This is a genomic window from Pseudomonas sp. RA_105y_Pfl2_P56 (assembly GCF_963970845.1).
Lineage (GTDB): Bacteria > Pseudomonadota > Gammaproteobacteria > Pseudomonadales > Pseudomonadaceae > Aquipseudomonas > Aquipseudomonas baetica_A.
Map to the genome: position 1 here is coordinate 57,891 of NZ_CAXAPL010000030.1, position 17,279 is coordinate 75,169.

General features: G+C 60.4%; 11 protein-coding genes and 1 pseudogene. 8 read left to right on the forward strand and 4 right to left on the reverse strand.

Features of this window, described 5'->3' with window-relative positions; translation table 11 throughout:
- Positions 1–13: 13 nt before the first annotated feature.
- The 6 genes from AACY11_RS19820 (at position 14) to AACY11_RS19845 (ending at position 5,892) form a co-directional block, all read left to right on the forward strand.
- A complete protein-coding gene (locus AACY11_RS19820) occupies positions 14–760 on the forward strand; it encodes an amino acid ABC transporter permease (RefSeq protein ID WP_221732107.1) in 747 nt (248 codons plus the stop codon).
- A complete protein-coding gene (locus AACY11_RS19825; protein WP_339433513.1) occupies positions 760–1,431 on the forward strand; it encodes an amino acid ABC transporter permease in 672 nt (223 codons plus the stop codon). The genes AACY11_RS19820 and AACY11_RS19825 overlap by 1 nt, the downstream gene beginning before the upstream one ends.
- Positions 1,428–2,162: an amino acid ABC transporter ATP-binding protein gene (locus tag AACY11_RS19830; protein WP_339433514.1), complete on the forward strand. Its 735-nt coding sequence runs from the start codon at positions 1,428–1,430 to the stop codon at positions 2,160–2,162. Before AACY11_RS19825 ends, AACY11_RS19830 begins: the two co-directional genes overlap by 4 nt.
- Before the next feature lie 165 nt (positions 2,163–2,327).
- Positions 2,328–4,229, forward strand: a complete 1,902-nt coding sequence (locus AACY11_RS19835; RefSeq protein ID WP_339466330.1) for a sensor histidine kinase — start codon at positions 2,328–2,330, stop codon at positions 4,227–4,229.
- Positions 4,226–5,554, forward strand: a complete 1,329-nt coding sequence (locus tag AACY11_RS19840) for a sigma-54-dependent transcriptional regulator (protein ID WP_339495568.1) — start codon at positions 4,226–4,228, stop codon at positions 5,552–5,554. The genes AACY11_RS19835 and AACY11_RS19840 overlap by 4 nt, the downstream gene beginning before the upstream one ends.
- Complete coding sequence (locus AACY11_RS19845; protein WP_339433517.1) at positions 5,554–5,892, forward strand: GlpM family protein; 339 nt, start codon at positions 5,554–5,556, stop codon at positions 5,890–5,892. The genes AACY11_RS19840 and AACY11_RS19845 overlap by 1 nt, the downstream gene beginning before the upstream one ends.
- 62 nt (positions 5,893–5,954) lie before the next feature.
- Here the strand turns inward: AACY11_RS19845 and AACY11_RS19850 are convergent, their stop codons facing one another.
- Both AACY11_RS19850 and AACY11_RS19855 read right to left on the reverse strand, forming a co-directional pair.
- The gene (locus tag AACY11_RS19850) at positions 5,955–6,620 is read right to left on the reverse strand and encodes a DsbA family oxidoreductase (RefSeq protein ID WP_339433518.1); all 666 of its coding nucleotides are present in this window, start codon (positions 6,618–6,620) and stop codon (positions 5,955–5,957) included.
- Between the two features lie 152 nt (positions 6,621–6,772).
- Positions 6,773–7,807 carry an alpha/beta fold hydrolase gene (locus AACY11_RS19855; protein WP_339433519.1) on the reverse strand — a complete coding sequence of 345 codons (1,035 nt, stop codon included), beginning with the start codon at positions 7,805–7,807 and terminating at the stop codon, positions 6,773–6,775.
- Between the two features lie 206 nt (positions 7,808–8,013).
- Here AACY11_RS19855 and AACY11_RS19860 point away from each other — a divergent pair, with 206 nt between their 5' ends.
- A complete protein-coding gene (locus AACY11_RS19860) occupies positions 8,014–13,584 on the forward strand; it encodes a dermonecrotic toxin domain-containing protein (protein WP_339495569.1) in 5,571 nt (1,856 codons plus the stop codon).
- Positions 13,585–13,656: 72 nt separating this feature from the next.
- On the opposite strand, the gene metE is transcribed toward AACY11_RS19860, so the two are convergent.
- Positions 13,657–15,969, reverse strand: a complete 2,313-nt coding sequence (gene metE / locus AACY11_RS19865) for a 5-methyltetrahydropteroyltriglutamate--homocysteine S-methyltransferase (RefSeq protein ID WP_339495570.1) — start codon at positions 15,967–15,969, stop codon at positions 13,657–13,659.
- Positions 15,970–16,080: 111 nt separating this feature from the next.
- On the opposite strand from metE, the gene metR reads away from it, so the two are divergent.
- A complete protein-coding gene (gene metR / locus AACY11_RS19870; protein ID WP_221732116.1) occupies positions 16,081–16,998 on the forward strand; it encodes a transcriptional regulator MetR in 918 nt (305 codons plus the stop codon).
- 83 nt (positions 16,999–17,081) lie between these two features.
- Here metR and AACY11_RS19875 read toward each other — a convergent pair.
- Positions 17,082–17,279: pseudogene (locus AACY11_RS19875) on the reverse strand (IS3 family transposase); the annotation flags it as partial.

Consider the following 17,279-nt stretch of genomic DNA (forward strand, 5'->3'; position numbering starts at 1 on the left):
AGGGGAGACCCTAATGAATTACAACTGGGACTGGGGCGTGTTCTTCAAGTCCACCGGCGTGGGCAGCGAGACCTATCTCGACTGGTTCATTTCCGGGCTGGGCTGGACCATCGCCATCGCCATCGTCGCCTGGATCATCGCCCTGCTGCTGGGCTCGATCCTGGGCGTCATGCGTACCGTGCCGAACCGCATCGTATCGGGCATCGCGACCTGCTACGTCGAGCTGTTCCGTAACGTGCCGCTGCTGGTTCAGCTGTTCATCTGGTACTTCCTGGTACCCGACCTGCTGCCTCCGGATCTGCAAGAGTGGTACAAGCAGGACCTGAACCCGACCACCTCGGCCTACCTGAGTGTTGTCGTGTGCCTTGGCCTGTTCACCGCCGCGCGGGTCTGCGAACAGGTGCGCACCGGCATCCAGGCGCTGCCTCGCGGCCAGGAATCGGCCGCCCGTGCCATGGGTTTCAAGCTGCCGCAAATCTATTGGAACGTGCTGCTGCCCCAGGCTTACCGGATCATCATTCCACCGCTCACCTCGGAGTTTTTGAACGTGTTCAAAAACTCCTCCGTGGCCTCGCTGATCGGTCTGATGGAGCTGCTCGCTCAAACCAAACAGACAGCCGAGTTCTCGGCCAACCTGTTCGAAGCCTTCACCCTGGCAACGCTGATCTATTTCACCCTGAACATGAGCCTGATGCTGCTGATGCGCGTGATCGAGAAGAAAGTTGCCGTGCCCGGCCTGATCTCCGTGGGGGGTAAATAATGGAATTCGATTTCAGTGGCATCGTCCCGGCCATTCCCGGTTTGTGGAACGGCATGGTGATGACCCTCAAACTGATGGCCATGGGCGTGGTCGGCGGGATCATTCTCGGCACCATCCTGGCGCTGATGCGTCTGTCGCATAACAAGCTGCTTTCGAGCATCGCTGGCGCGTACGTCAACTACTTCCGTTCGATCCCGCTGCTGCTGGTGATCACCTGGTTCTATCTGGCGGTGCCGTTCGTGCTGCGCTGGATTACCGGTGAAGACACCCCGATCGGTGCGTTCGCCTCCTGCATCGTGGCGTTCATGATGTTTGAAGCGGCGTACTTCTGCGAAATCGTCCGGGCGGGTGTGCAGTCGATCCCCAAAGGCCAGATGGGTGCGGCGCAGGCACTGGGCATGACCTACGGCCAGATGATGCGTCTGATCATCCTGCCGCAGGCCTTTCGCAAGATGACCCCGCTGCTGCTGCAACAGAGCATCATTCTGTTCCAGGACACCTCGCTGGTTTACACCGTGGGCCTGGTGGACTTCCTCAACGCGTCCCGCGCCAGTGGCGACATCATTGGCCGTTCCAATGAGTTCCTGATTATTGCCGGTGTCGTGTACTTCACAATCAGCTTTGCCGCCTCGCTGCTGGTCAAGCGTCTGCAAAAAAGGTTTGCCGTATGATCTCCATCAAGAACATCAACAAGTGGTATGGCGACTTCCAGGTGCTGACTGATTGCAGCACCGAGGTCAAAAAAGGCGAAGTGATCGTGGTCTGCGGCCCGTCGGGTTCCGGCAAATCGACCCTGATCAAGTGCGTCAACGCGCTGGAACCGTTCCAGAAAGGTGACATCGTCGTGGACGGCACCTCCATTGCCGATCCGAAGACCAACCTGCCGAAGCTGCGTTCACGCGTGGGTATGGTGTTCCAGCATTTCGAACTGTTCCCGCACCTGACCATCACCGAAAACCTGACCATCGCGCAGATCAAGGTGCTGGGCCGCAGCAAGGAAGAGGCGACCCAGAAAGGTCTGCAACTGCTTGAGCGCGTCGGTCTGTCGGCCCACGCCCACAAGCACCCGGGGCAACTGTCCGGTGGCCAGCAACAGCGTGTGGCGATTGCCCGTGCGCTGGCGATGGACCCGATCGTCATGCTGTTCGACGAACCCACCTCGGCGCTAGATCCGGAAATGGTCAACGAAGTACTCGACGTGATGGTGCAACTGGCCAACGAAGGCATGACCATGATGTGCGTGACCCACGAAATGGGCTTCGCTCGCAAAGTGGCCGACCGCGTGATCTTCATGGACGCCGGCAAGATCATCGAAGACTGCCCGAAGGAAGAGTTCTTCGGCGACATCAAGGCCCGCTCCGAACGTGCGCAGCATTTCCTCGAGAAAATTCTGCAGCACTAAAAGCAACACACCGCTCCCCTCTGTGGGAGCGGGCTTGCTCGCGAAGAGGCCGGCACTTTCAACATTATCGTTGACTGACCCACCGCTTTGGCGAGCAAGCCCGCTTTCACACTGGATCAATGATGATCCTGAGATTTGTGTTGTGGTTGACCCAAGGCATCTGTGATGAAATGCGACCCCACTCTCTATCGCGCCGCGCCGCCATCACTTGCCGTGAAGCCCCGTCTGATTCGTCATTTGTTCCTGCCGCCGCTGGTCATCGCCCTGATGATCGGATTGGGTTACATCGGCTTCTGGACCAGTGAACACTTCGGTATCCGCAGCCTCGGCGAGAACGGCCAGCGTCAGCTAGAACTGCACGCCCGAGCAGTCGAAAGCGAGATCAGCAAATACACCTACCTGCCCAGCCTGCTGGAACTGGAAACCAGTGTCCCGCAACTGCTGGCCGACCCGACCCCGGAACATCGGCAAACGGTCAACCAATACCTTGAGGGCCTGAACCGGCGCAGTCGCAGTCGGGCCATCTACGTTATGGACACCACTGGCCGCGTCCTGGCCACCAGCAACTGGCGCGATGTCGACAGTTACCTCGGTGAAGACCTGTCCTTTCGCGCCTACTTCCAGAAAGCCGTTCGTGGCGAACCCGGACGCTTCTACGGGATCGGCAGCACCAACGGCGAACCCGGTTATTACCTGGCCCATGGCCTGGAAGAACACGGCAAGATCATCGGCGTTGCCGTCGTCAAAGTCAGGCTCGAAGCCATGGAAGAGCGCTGGCAACGGGCGCGCCTCGAAGCGTTTGTCAGTGACGAAAACGGCATCATCATTCTCTCCAGCGATCCGGCCCGACGGCTCAAATCGGTGGTACCGCTGAGCGATGAGACCAAGGAAAAACTCGCCCGCAGCCTGCAGTACTACTGGTTTCCGCTCAACGAACTGCAACCGCTGGCCCGGGAAACCCTGGCCGAAGGCGTGGAAAAACTCACGTTCCCGGCCAACAGTGAATTACAGTCCGATGACGAAAACATCAGTTATCTGGCACAGACCCGCCCCTTAAGCGATACACCGTGGAATTTCACACTGCTCACGCCGCTTCAGGATCTGCGCCGCGAAGCGATCAATCAGGGCATTCTGGTCGCCATCGCGTTTGCCTTGGTCGCCTTCCTGCTGATCGCCTGGAACGAGCGGCGCAAGGTCATCGCCACCCGCCTCGCAGCCCGCGAAGCCTTGCAGCAAGCCAACAATCAACTGGAGCGTCGGATTACCGAACGCACCGCTGACCTGCGCGCCAGCAACGATCGCCTCAAGAGCCAGATTCGCGAACGGCGTCAGGCCGAAGAGACGTTGCGCCGGGCTCAGGATGAGCTGGTGCAGGCGGGCAAACTCGCTGCCATCGGCCAGATGTCCACCAGCATCGCCCACGAATTGAATCAGCCACTGGCGGCCATGCGCACGCTGTCGGGCAACACCGTTCGCTTCCTTGAGCGCGGTCAACTCGATGTCGCCAGTACCAATCTCAAGACCATTAATGACTTGATCGATCGCATGGGCCGGATCACCGCCAGCCTGCGTTCTTTTGCCCGGCGTGGTGACAATCAGGGCCAGGCCAGCCTCGGCAAGGCCGTGGAGGCGGCCCTGCAATTACTCGGCGCACGCCTGGATAGCTCGGCGCTGCAACTGCATCGGCAGTTCAAAGATGTGCAGGTGCAGATCGACCAGACCCGTCTCGAACAGATTCTGGTCAACCTGATCGGCAACGCCCTCGACGCCATGCAAGCGCAGCCGCTGCCCAAGCTGTGGCTGGAGGGTGACGAGTTCAACGGAAAATATCGCCTGCGGGTGCGCGACAACGGCCATGGTGTCGACGCCCAAGTACGCAAGCATCTGTTCGAACCGTTCTTCACCACCAAACCGGGCGAGCAAGGCCTGGGGCTGGGCCTGACCCTTTCTGCCAGCCTCGCGGCCGCCACCGGCGGGCATCTGGGTGTCGAACACCCGGCCAGCGGTGGCACCACCTTCGTCCTCAGTTTACCGTTGGTAAGCCCTACTCCTGCCGAGCCAATATGAACCACGACCTTAGTGTGCTGATCGTCGAAGACGACCCCCATGTCCTGCTCGGCTGCCAACAGGCGCTGACGCTGGAAGACATTCCCTGCATCGGCGTCGGCAGTGCCGAAGAAGCCCTGGAGCGGGTCGGCGACAACTTCGCCGGGATCGTCATCAGCGACATTCGTCTGCCGGGCATCGATGGCCTGGAGTTGCTGACCCGTCTCAAGCAGCGTGACCGCAGCCTGCCGGTGGTGCTGATCACCGGCCATGGCGACATCTCCATGGCCGTCGGCGCCATGCAGAAAGGCGCCTACGACTTTATGGAAAAGCCGTTCTCGCCGGAGCGGCTGGTGGACGTTGCGCGGCGTGCGCTGGAGCAACGCAGCCTCGCGCGCGAAGTCTCGGCGCTGCGTCGGCAACTGGCCGAACGCGATTCCCTTGAAGGGCGGATCATCGGGCGTTCGCCAGCCATGCAAAACCTGCGCGAGCTGATCGCCAACGTCGCCGACACTTCGGCCAACGTCCTGATCGAGGGCGAAACCGGCACCGGCAAAGAACTGGTTGCCCGTTGCCTGCACGATTTCAGTCGCCGTCACAGCAAGCAGTTCGTCGCATTGAACTGCGGCGGTCTGCCGGAAAACCTTTTTGAAAGCGAGATCTTCGGCCACGAGGCCAACGCCTTCACCGGCGCCGGCAAACGCCGCATCGGCAAGATCGAACACGCTGACGGCGGCACGTTGTTTCTCGATGAAGTGGAAAGCATGCCGCTGCCGTTGCAGATCAAACTGCTGCGCGTATTGCAGGAACGCACCCTCGAACGCCTCGGTTCGAACCAGAGCGTGGCGGTGGATTGCCGGGTGATTGCGGCAACCAAGTCCGACCTCGATGAATCGAGCAAGGCCGGCGAATTCCGCAGCGACCTGTATTACCGCCTCAACGTAGTGACCCTGGAGTTGCCGCCACTGCGCGAACGCCGCGAAGACATCCTGCAACTGTTCGAACACTTCACCCAGCAGTCAGCCCTGCGTTTCGACCGTGCCCTGCCGGAACTGGACAACCAGACCCTGTCGAACCTGATGAGCCACGACTGGCCGGGCAACGTGCGTGAACTGCGTAACGTCGCCGAACGCTTCGCCCTCGGCTTGCCGGCCTTCAAGAAGTCCGGCGCCAGCAGCGGTAGCCAGGGGCTGACATTCGCCGAAGCGGTGGAAGCCTTCGAACGCAACCTGCTCAACGACGCCTTGCTGCGCAGTGGCGGCAACCTGACCCAGGCCAGCCTGGAACTGGGAATGGCCAAGACCACGCTGTTCGACAAAGTGAAAAAGTATGGGTTGAGCCACTGATGGATCTGCTACTGAAAGCGGCACTCGGCGCTGCCGTTGTCGTGATTCTGGCGGCGCTGGCCAAGACCCGAAACTATTACATCGCCGGCCTGGTGCCGCTGTTTCCGACGTTCGCCTTGATCGCGCACTACATCGTCGGCAAGGGGCGATCAATCGATGACCTCAAGACCACGATCGTGTTCGGCATGTGGTCGATCATTCCGTACTTCGTGTATCTGGCGACGTTGTATGTGATGGTCGATCGAATGCGCCTGGAGGCTTCGCTGGCGGTCGCGGCGGTGGCGTGGTTGATGGCAGCGACGGTGTTGGTGACCGTTTGGGTGCGTCTTCACAGTTAAGATCAAAGCCTGTCAGCCCCTCTCCCTGCGGGAGAGGTCTTCAGTGAGGGGCTCGTAGCTCGTCAGTTGACGGTGCCACCCTTGGACTCGGCCATGATCTGCCGGATCGCCCCGACAAAGGTCTCCACCGGCTGCCCGCCCGTCACCGCGTACTGACCGTTGAACACAACGGTTGGCACCGAACTCACCCCGCGCTGCAGCCATACCTGCTCTTCTTCGCGCACCGGCCCGGCAAACTCGTCCGCCGCCAGAATCGCCTCGGCGCGTTGCCGATCCAGCCCGACGTCTTCGGCGATCTGCGCCAATTGCGCGTGATCCGACGGATTTCCGCCATCGGTGAAATACGCCTTGAACAACGCCTCCTTCAACGGCAACTGCAACCCCTCCAGCCCCGCCCAATGCAGCAAGCGGTGGGCATCGAAGGTGTTGTAGATCCGGCTGTTGCCATCGGTGCGAAAGGCAAACCCCAGCTCAGCGCCACGGGCACGGATGGCTTCGCGATTTTTCTGCGACTGCTCCGGGGTCGATCCGTATTTTTCCTGGATATGCTCGGCGATGTTCTGGCCTTCTGGGCTCATTTTCGGGTTCAGTTCGAACGGCTGAAAATGAATCTCGGCCTGCACTTCGTTGCGCAGGATTTCCAGCGCCTGCAACAAGCCATACAGACCGACGACGCACCATGGGCAGGACACGTCGCTGACAAAATCGATTTTCAGAGTGGAATTCATGAGCCACCTCGCGCCGCAAAACCCAGACGATACACCTGTCCGGTCTTGCGGCGACAGTGCTGGCCCCTTCGGGAGCAAGCCCCCTCCCACATTGGCAATGCGTTCCCCTTTGGGAGGGAGCTTGCTCCCGGAGGGGCCCCGCCAAACCTCAGCTACAACAGATTCCCCGCCGCCACCGGTTCGATCTGCGCCCAATGCGACGTGTCCTCACGATGCGCCTGCAGATACGGCAACACCGCCGCCAGCAACGGCGCCTTGAACGCCTCCTGAAACCGGTGGGCCAATCCCGGAATGAGTTTCAACTGGCTGCCACGAATATGCGCCGCCAGGTGCACGCCGTGCATCACCGGCAACAACGGATCAGCCGTGCCATGCACCACCAGCGTTGGCACGCGCAGTTGATTGAGCAGCGCCACCCGGCTCGGCTCGGCCAGGATCGCCATGATCTGCCGCTTCACGCCTTCGGGATTGAACGCCCGGTCATAGGACACCGCCGCCTGATGCAACAACGCCTGCCGATCATCGGTGACCGAAGGGCTGCCCAGCGCCGCCAGCAAATCCGCCTGTTGTTCCAGTGCCACTTCACGGTTCGGTGCGCTGCGCCGTGACAACAGTTGCACCAATGCCGCACTCGGCGCCGGCAAACCTTCGGCGCCGGAGCTGGTCATGATCAGCGTCAGGCTTTCCACCCGCTGCGGCGCCATGGCGGCGATGTGCTGGGCGATCATCCCGCCCATGCTCGCGCCCAGCACATGGAATTGCTCGATGTGCAGCGCATCCATCAAACCCAGTGAATCCTCGGCCATATCGGTCAGGCTGTAGGGCGCCGCCACCGGCAGACCGAGTTTGTAGCGCAGCACTTCAAAGGTCAGGTTGGCCTCCGCCGGTGCCTGCCGCCAGGTAGACAAGCCGACATCGCGGTTGTCATAGCGGATGACTCGAAAGCCCTGCTGACACAGCGCAACCACCACCTCATCCGGCCAATGGATCAATTGCCCGCCCAGGCCCATCACCAGCAACAGCGCCGGGTCCGAGGCACGACCGATGCTCTGGTAAGCAAGGCTTACCTGCGCCAGATCAACCCGCTCGGTCGGCACATTCACGTCACAACGCGACGCCGCAGATGCCGGTAAACCGAACAAAAGCGCGGCCAACATGGCCGCGACTGATAGAAACACCTTGTACATGAAAAACACCGAAACGCAGAACCCCAGTAGAGCGCGAGTCTGATGAAGTTTGTACAAGCGCGCTGCCACAGTTCGATGACAGTTTGATGAAGAGTGCCGAGCGGTCGTCAATGCCATAACTATCTACCGCCATGGTGCTTCGCGATCCCTCTTAAATGGCTTGCTCAAGGAGTGGAACCGCCGCTCCCATTGCGAGATATGCCGCCATGCCCGATAGCCTTTTCCCCGATCTGCCTTACCCACTACCGCTGGCGCTGCCACCCGCCGCCCCATTGCCCAGACATCTTGATGACAGCCTGTTGCTGCAGGCCACGGCCCGCTGGCGCGAAAGCAGCCAGGGTTTGCGCGAATTGGTTGCCGCGACGCCAGCACTGCGCGACTCGATCAATGAACTGTTGCGCCAACAACTGGATCTTGATGGCGAGCAAGCCGGCCTGCGCTCGACCGCCACGGATAACCAGCCAGAGCGTTTTGTCTGCCTCACCGATGCCTGTGCTTTTGTTGTGCAACACCCGACACTGGAGGCGTCGGTCGATCGGTACAGCCGGGTGACCGGCGTGCCTGTGGCTCATCCGCTGGCCACCTTGAAGCCGCTGCAAATGCTTGAACAGCTCAAAGCCATGAGCACCGAACAGGCACACCAGGCTCGTTGGTTGAGTTTTTGGGACGCGCGGGCGCGCGGCACCCCGGTGACTCGACGCGAGCGGGCAGTTCAGCTTTACCGCGATCACTTCGAAGCCACAGCCCAGGTGGCATTCGCCCGCAGGACCCTGACCGCAGAACAACTCAAACCGTTGCAACAGATCATCGATACCCGCACCGGGGTACTGACACTGGACGGTCAGCCCATCCACACGGAACAACTGGCGCTGCTGCTGAGCAATAACAGCAAAGTCAAACTCAAAGGCGCGTGGGTCATCAGCGTGGGCGATCCGGCCAAGGCCAGTCCTTTGCTGTATCTGCCCTCCCGCCCTGTTGCCATCCAGGCGTTCAGCACACGCCAAGTCCTGGAAGACTGGCTGACCGGCCAGGCGCTTGTCCCGACCGGTTTGCCAACCAAGGACCTGCGCTTTGTCTACAGCGCCGCCACCGACCCAATGATTACCGGCTCAAGCGACCTGTTTGCCGATCGCCAACAGGCTCAGATCAGCGCGTTACGCAACGCCAACCACGGCAAGCCCGGGCTGATGGCGCATGGCGCGCAATCGCTTGTTCAGGCAGACCTGCTCGATAGCCAGCGCCGCAAAGCGATCATCGTGGCGTTGCCGCCAAACCCGGTACCTGCACAACTCGATATCGAAACCGACGAACAGTCGCTGTTCGGCAGCCTGCGTGCAGCAATCCCGTTGTCGGTGCGACATGCGTCGCTGAAACGAGCGCGCGACGCACTCGATGCATTGCTGGAAACCGACGGCACGGGACATCGTCAGCAAGAGTGCAAAGACGCACTCAAAGCCCTGGAAGCAGCAGAAAAAACCTGCGACACGGCCGCGACGGCCCTGCTGTATCGAGCGCGACCACAGGACCTGAGCACGTTCAATACAGCGTTCAATCAGATTCATCAGGCGCACAAGGACGGCTTGCACGCCGAGGCAACAGTGCAATTGGCACTGGGTCAACTCGATAGCGCTGAGCACAATCTGCTCAAGGCGATTCTGGACACGCCCCTCGCAGCCGAGCGCGACGCTGAGCTCACGGTTGCCAGCCTGACCCTGACAATGACTCAAACGTCTGACCCGACCACCACCAAGCAGACCGAAACACTTAAGGGCCCGCTTGTTGTGATGCGGCAAGCCGCGCTTCTCGACCCAGACTCGACAGGCAGTGTGTTGCTTTACTGGCCCGGCAGTGGAGGCGGCTTGCAACGCTTTGCCAATCGCCGCGAACTGGAACGCGAAGTGTTCAAGATCCAGGAAAAGGCCCCCGAACTGGCGCTGCTGTTGAACCGGATCGACACCGATCCGCTGCACTCGAGCCTTGATGCGCAGATCAGTGAGTTCGAGTCGAACGCCAGCGCACTGCGTGGCCGCAGCGAACACGCCGACGAGCTGGAAATCCTGCGTAAACGCACCCTCGCCGCCTTGCAGGTGCCGGTCAATGCCGCGCGCAACCTGACCTTCGCTCATGTGCTGGAGCAGGATCGCAGCGACACGCTCGCCACCCGTCTGCCAGGCTGGCTCAAGCATCTGTCCGAGACAGACCGGGGCACACTCAAGGACCTGATCCAGCGCTTTATTTCGGCGATGCACCGCAGCCATAAACAACTGGCGCTGGCGCTGGAATCGCGAGACGAATTCACCCGCAAACATTTGCTGAAGCGACTGGGCGATGATTTTTCGATCAAGGGCGATTTCGAGGTGACGCTCGACCTGCCCGAGTCTGTGAAATACGAAAAACGCTTCAAGCCCGCCCCGGGACATTCCGGTTATGAACTGGTGATGGTGCCCAGTACCGCCCGCAGCAAAATGACCCTGGTGGAGTTTGCTCAGCTCAACATCGACAACACCCCGTCCATGCAACTCGAACCGCTTTCGTTGCGTTTGAATTTCGTCCAGACCGAAATCACCGCCACCGATGCCACCGAACGCCAGACGCTGGAGGACGGCATTACCTTTGCGTACCTCAAACGTGTCATTCCGGAACTGGATCTGCCCAACGCCTATGAAAAACTCATTCGCGATACCTTCACAGGGTCGGTGGATGAGTCCGCTTATGTGCGCGAACATCGCCGCGAATGCCTGATCGAGCCCTGGCAGGTCATGCTCAGACTGCAAGGTGAATTCGCCCATCTGCAGAAGCAGATCAGCCTGGACGAGTTGCAGATTCTGAAAATTGCCATCGACGCCAACACCGCTGAGGCCTGGCATGCCGATAACAAACGTGTGGTGATCCGCCCGGCCTATCTGAGCGCGGGTGGCAAGGACACGCACAACGAGGGCCCGGCCACATTGTCCGGGGTGACTTTTATTGAAGAGCAAGTCAGCGGCACGACCTTGCTGTATCTGCCCGACAGCCCCGATGAGCGATTCCTGCGCCGTTACGACAACCTGGAAGCGGCCCGCCTGGGCCTGTACACGCTGTGTCAGACAGACAAGTGGACCTCTTATCTGGCCGGCCGGGCATTGCAAGGCACCGTGCGGGCACATGAAGGCCGGATTGCGCAGGCCGTGCTCAAGCGTTTTGACGCCATCATCGGCGTCGGCGTGCGCTGGCCGGCCACGACTTCGTTTGCCGCCCACCTGCTCGATGCGCACATGGGCCGATTGATCGAAGCCCATCGTTCGACCTCTCGCTCCAACGATGCGTTGTACATGGAGCGTTATGCCCTGAAAGGGCCGCGAGCATTCAACTACATCAAAATGGCCCTGGGCATGCTGCCTTTCATCGGCACCGCCCTGGCGCTCTACGATGCCTGGACGGCGGCTAATCAGGCCGTGGCGGCTTTTTTGCGCGCAGACGTGGGTGACGGCCTGGCCGAAATCGAGTCGGTACTGGTGTCATTGATTGACGCTGCCATGGATCTGTTGCCCGGTGAAATGGTGTTTTCGGGAGTCTCGCGCGGGGTTCGCTCATTGGTGCGGGCACGCCAGGCCCGAGCACTGGCGACCTCGGCGACGGCGATGCACATGCCTTCGCAGCGCCAGGCCCGCCACTTGATCGCCCGTTTTGCCGGCTACGAGTATCAACGTCCGATTTCCCTGGCCGGGCTGGAGCCGGGGACCAGCGGCCTTTATCGCGGCGTTTACCGCCACGCCGACGGTGACTTCATCGTGCGTCAGGGGCGGATTTATGAAGTTCAGCCCAGCACCGATTCACGCAATTGGCGATTGCGTGGCACCTCGCAAAAAACCTACAAACAGCCCATCGCCCTGGACGAAACCGGCCAGTGGGATACCTGGTTCGGCGTGTATGGCACCACCCTGGAAGGCGGCATGCTCGGCGGCGGCAACATCGTCGGATATCTGGCCGATGCACTTGATCCGCACTGGCCGGCCCCCATTCGACAACGACTGCCGCAATGGTGGGCCAGCCGTACGTTTCGCCGCCATCATCAATTGACTCTGGCGGTTGACGACCTGGCCGACCAACTCCAGGCCCGGGGAGCGATCAGCGATGCCTTGATCAACAAATACGCTAGCGCCTCGGTGGCGGATCGAGCGGTCCTGCAACCGGCTGTCGAAGCCGCCTGTGTCGGCGATATCCAATTAGCGAGCAAACGCTATCAGACACTGGTTGAGCTGATGCCACTGACCCATGGCAACAAGCAACGGACTTTGATCGAAATGCAGAGCAAGACCGCATGGTTGATCACTGACCGGCACAGGCGCCGCGCGTTGCACCTTTCATACAGAGCCAAAGCCTTGTCAGAAAGAATCAAAGTGCTGAGTGATGCGATGGACGATCTACTGCCCGACACGCTTCACCAACGGTTGATGATGCTCGAAGAAACCCGCACGTTGCGTGTACAGATGGTGCAATTGCTGGAGCAGATGGAGGCGCTCAGGGGGCATGTCAACCTCTGGTATGACCGCATCCGCGTCAGAGCGGACAAACAACACATGATCCACCTGGTCGAGGAGCTCAATACCAACCACAGCGATGCCAACCTGCTGTATCTGAAAACCTCCCATCGGCTGGAAATGGTCAAGAACTATGGCGGCACGGATGATTTGTCGTGGTTCTACCTGTTATCCCAGGCACGCGAACTTCGCGACGATGTTGACCTGGCTTTGTACACGCAGCACAACCTTCCGAACATCATTGCGTCACCGGCCGAACGCAGCCGGATTCTGCAAAATTGCCTCAACCTGTACTCCCGGTTTCGCCTCGAAATGACGATCTGGACCACCAACTATCCGCAACACTTCCATCTGGATGTGGTTGAACCGTTGTTGAGCGGGATCGAACGTTTGGGCGACCGTGCCCGCCGGGGCATCATTGATCCGCCTGCGCCAAGGCGCACAGGGCAGGCAGTGCAGCGGGTCTTCACCACTGCCGACAATCAGGTGTTGTACGGCGTTGAGCAATGGCATCCGCAGACCCAGGCGCGCCAGTACGTGTTCACCGGGCGCGGGGGATACAAGGAAATCTGGGAACAAGGCGCCGACGGCAAAATCCGTCTGACGAACCCGCAAAACATTGCGCCCCCCACACCGCCACAGGTGGCGCTCGCCCTCCTTGTAAGCGATGCGCAACGGCGTCTGGACGCCCAGACAGCCTACCGGGCCACGGTTGAAAGCAATGCCGATCTGGGCATGCTCCCCGTTGATCTGGAACACATGATGGTCAGTCAGGCCGCCGAGCTGAATCAACGGGCCAACCTGATTCAGGCCAAGTCGGCACAGCACCCGATCATTGAGCAACTACGTAATAAGGCCGACGAATTGATTGTCACCGGCCGATCCATACGCACCCAGCGATCATTGACCAGCCAACAGCCTACCGATGGCATGTTGCAGGATCTTATCGATCACGACGTCGTGGAGATCCGCAGGGTCAGCCCCCTGCAGAACCTCACCAAAACCCCGAACAAACCAGATCATATGCAGGAGTACGAGATCTGGGACATATCGCTGGACCCAGCACAATTGCTTTGGTACGCCCACTTTCACTATCGAAGGCCGGGCGTGCCGTTCAGGGATTTCGAAAAAGCGCATTTGAAACTGCCCGAACACCGCTTTGTCACCCGCGCCGAAAACCCCGACCTGCCTGCCGGGCAGATTGGCAGGGGATCGGCCATCCTCGATTACTTTTTGATGCTGCCAGACGTTAACTGACGCGGTGGCAAGGGACGCCTGTGGCGAGAGATCGACTCTCTCGCCACGCAGGCTTTCGATCACCCCCAGCGCTTACGCCAGCCGGGTGCGCAACTGCCGCGCCGCCGCCACCATGTTCACCAGTGCCGCTTCGGTCTCCGGCCACGCCCGGGTCTTCAAGCCGCAGTCGGGGTTGACCCACAACCGTTCGGCCGGAATCCGCTGCACCGCTTTGCTCATCAACTTGACCATCTCGGCGGTGTCCGGCACCCGTGGCGAGTGGATGTCGTAGACACCCGGGCCAATGTCATTGGGGTAATCAAACGCCTCGAAGGCTTCGAGCAGTTCCATGTCCGAGCGCGAGGTCTCGAGGGTGATGACGTCGGCGTCCATGTCGGCAATCGCTTTGATCACGTCATTGAATTCGCTGTAACACATGTGGGTGTGGATCTGCGTTTCGTCCTTGACGCCCGAAGCCGTCAAGCGGAACGCCTCAACCGCCCAGTCGAGGTATTCCTGCCATTGCGCGCGGCGTAACGGCAGGCCTTCGCGGAACGCCGCTTCGTCGATCTGCACGATCTTGATCCCGGCGTTTTCCAGATCCACCACTTCATCACGCAGCGCCAACGCCAATTGCTGCGCCTGGACTTTGCGCGACACGTCTTCACGCGGGAACGACCACATCAGCATGGTCACGGGACCGGTCAGCATGCCTTTCATGACTTTGTCGGTGAGGCTTTGCGCGTAGCTGATCCAGTCTACCGTCATGGCGTGCGGCCGGCTCAGGTCGCCGTAAATCACTGCCGGTTTCACACAGCGCGAACCGTAGCTCTGCACCCAGCCGAAACGGGTGAACAGGTAACCGTCGAGCTGCTCGGCAAAGTACTCGACCATGTCGTTGCGCTCGGCCTCACCGTGCACCAGCACATCCAGCCCCAGGCGTTCCTGCACCTGCACGGCGTGGCGAATTTCACTGCGCATGGCGTCGTGGTAATCGTTGGCCGACAGCTTGCCCTGCTTGAAGGCCTGACGCGCCAGACGGATCGAAGCGGTCTGCGGGAACGAGCCGATGGTGGTGGTCGGGAACGTCGGCAATTGCAGGCGCGCCTGTTGTTTGGCGATGCGTTTGGCAAACGGCGAATGGCGCTGGCTGTCGCCGGCATTGATCGCGTTGATCCGCGCCTGCACCTGGGTTTTATGAATGCGCGGTGATTGCGCACGGCTTGCCTGAATCGCTCGGCTTTGGGCCAGTGCGGTTTGTACCTTGGGCGCTTGCGGGTCGTTCAACGCATCGCGCAAAACGGAAATTTCGCTGCACTTCTGTACGGCAAACGCCAACCAGTTTTTCAGTTCCGGATCGAGCGTGTCTTCACGCTCGACATCCACCGGGCTGTGCAGCAACGAGCAGGAACTGCTGACCCACAGGTTGTCGCCGAAACGCTCCTGCGCCGGTTGCAATTGCGCCAGCGCCTGCTCCAGTTCACAGCGCCAGACGTTGCGTCCATTGACCAGGCCCACCGAAAGAATCTTGTAGGTCGGCAGGCGATCAAGCACCTGACCGAGTTGCTCCGGCGCTCGCACCGCATCAATGTGCAGCCCTTGTACTGGCAGGCCGACAGCCAGACCAAGGTTGTCTTGCAGGCCACTGAAGTAGGTCGCCACGAGTTTTTTCAACGGCGAATACTGAAGGATGTGATAGGCGCGTTCGAAGGCGCTCTTCCACGCTTGCGGCAGGTCGAGGGTGAGGATCGGCTCGTCGATCTGCACCCATTCCACGCCTTGCTCGGCCAGGCGCACGAGGATCTGGTTGTAGACCGGCAGCAGACGCTCCAGCAAGTCGAGTTTGTCGAAATCGTTACCTTTGGCCTTGCCCAGCCACAGATACGTCAACGGGCCGATGATCACCGGTTTGACGTTGTGGCCCAACGCCTTGGCCTCTTCGACTTCATCGAACAACTGCTCCCAGCTCAGCTTGAACTGTTGATCAGCGCTGAATTCCGGGACGAGGTAGTGGTAATTGGTGTCGAACCACTTGGTCAGCTCTTGGGCATATCGGGTTTGGCCGTGTTCGCTACCGCAGCAGTTCGAGGTAGCGCCACGGGCCATGGCGAACAGGGTGTCGAGGCTCGGCTGGCCGTGCTCATCGCGCACGCCGTCGAAACGCTCGGGGATCACGCCGAAGGTCAGCGAGTGAGTCAGCACCTGGTCGTACCAGGCGAAGTCGCCGACCGGCAGCAAGTCGATGCCGGCCGCTTTCTGCAATTGCCAGTGAGTGGCACGCAAATCACGGCCAACCTGGTTCAGCGCGGCCTGATCGAGATCGCCTTTCCAGTAGGCTTCGAGGGCTTTTTTCAGTTCGCGGTCGGCGCCAATGCGCGGAAAACCAAGGGTGTGGGCCACGGCCATGTCGAAGGTGCTCCATGAGTAAAAGATGGCGCCATTGTCGACAGCCAGGCCAACATGAGACAAACTCAACCTTTTCGTGTTGATCACAAGTTTTGCTCATGGAGCCAACCGGTGCTTGAAATCCGTCACCTCAAAACCCTGCACGCATTGCGCGAGGCGGACAGCCTGGTCGATGCCGCCGACCGCTTGCACCTGACCCAATCGGCGCTGTCCCACCAGTTCAAGGAACTGGAAGAGCGCATGGGCATGCAATTGTTCGTGCGCAAGACCAAACCGGTGCGCTTCACCAGCGCCGGTCTGCGCCTGCTGCAACTGGCCGACGCCACCCTGCCGCTGCTGCGCGCCGCCGAACGCGACATCGCTCGACTGGCCGGCGGCACCGCCGGGCGCCTGCACATGGCCATCGAATGCCATAGCTGCTTTCAGTGGCTGATGCCGACCATCGACCAGTTCCGTGACGCCTGGCCGGAAGTCGAACTCGACCTCGCCTCGGGCTTCTCCTTCGCCCCGCTGCCGGCCCTGGCCCGGGGTGATCTGGATCTGGTAGTGACCTCTGATCCACTGGACATCGCCGGCATCACCTACGTGCCGCTGTTCACCTACGAAGCCATGCTCGCGGTGGCCAATCAGCACCCGTTGGCGAACAAACCCTACATCGTCCCCGAAGACCTGCTGACCGAAACGCTGATTACCTACCCGGTGGAACGCGACCGCCTGGACATTTTCACCCGTTTCCTTGAACCGGCCGACATCGAACCGGCGCAGGTACGCACCTCGGAACTGACGGTGATGATGATGCAACTGGTCGCCAGCGGCCGTGGCGTCTGCGGCATGCCGCACTGGGCGCTGCATGAATACAGCTCACGCGGTTACGTGAAGGGCAAACGGCTGGGGGAGAAAGGCTTGTTTGCCACGCTGTACGCCGGGATTCGCGCCGATATGCTCGATGCGCCGTACATGCGCGATTTTCTGCTGACGGCCAAGGACACCTCGTTCTCGACGCTGGATGGTGTTAGCGCGGTGCGTTGAGTCACCCAACACCAAAAGGAAACCAGTCGGTACTACTTGCTGGTTTCGGCGTTTTTCAAGGTTGTTGTCGCGTCGCCGTCTAACTATGCCGCTCTTTTCTTGGTCTGCTGCTGCCGATCCGGGTTCAACATCACAGTGCCCATCGGCTCCCAGGTTCTTGTCTGTCCAGACCAGCGTTCCGGGCATTTCTCCCGAGCTTGCTCGTACAGCTCATGACGCCGAGCCAGGATCTGATGATCCTGACCACGGTGCCGTTCGGCCGGGGTCACGAAGCGGATTCG

Coding starts and splice junctions, on each gene's coding strand:
- AACY11_RS19855 (WP_339433519.1), bottom strand. CDS start 7,807: ATGTACAAGGTGTTTCTATCAGTCGCGGCCATGTTGGCCGCGCTTTTG.
- AACY11_RS19860 (WP_339495569.1), top strand. CDS start 8,014: ATGCCCGATAGCCTTTTCCCCGATCTGCCTTACCCACTACCGCTGGCG.
- AACY11_RS19850 (WP_339433518.1), bottom strand. CDS start 6,620: ATGAATTCCACTCTGAAAATCGATTTTGTCAGCGACGTGTCCTGCCCA.
- AACY11_RS19840 (WP_339495568.1), top strand. CDS start 4,226: ATGAACCACGACCTTAGTGTGCTGATCGTCGAAGACGACCCCCATGTC.
- AACY11_RS19845 (WP_339433517.1), top strand. CDS start 5,554: ATGGATCTGCTACTGAAAGCGGCACTCGGCGCTGCCGTTGTCGTGATT.
- AACY11_RS19820 (WP_221732107.1), top strand. CDS start 14: ATGAATTACAACTGGGACTGGGGCGTGTTCTTCAAGTCCACCGGCGTG.
- metE (WP_339495570.1), bottom strand. CDS start 15,969: ATGGCCGTGGCCCACACCCTTGGTTTTCCGCGCATTGGCGCCGACCGC.
- AACY11_RS19830 (WP_339433514.1), top strand. CDS start 1,428: ATGATCTCCATCAAGAACATCAACAAGTGGTATGGCGACTTCCAGGTG.
- AACY11_RS19825 (WP_339433513.1), top strand. CDS start 760: ATGGAATTCGATTTCAGTGGCATCGTCCCGGCCATTCCCGGTTTGTGG.
- AACY11_RS19835 (WP_339466330.1), top strand. CDS start 2,328: ATGAAATGCGACCCCACTCTCTATCGCGCCGCGCCGCCATCACTTGCC.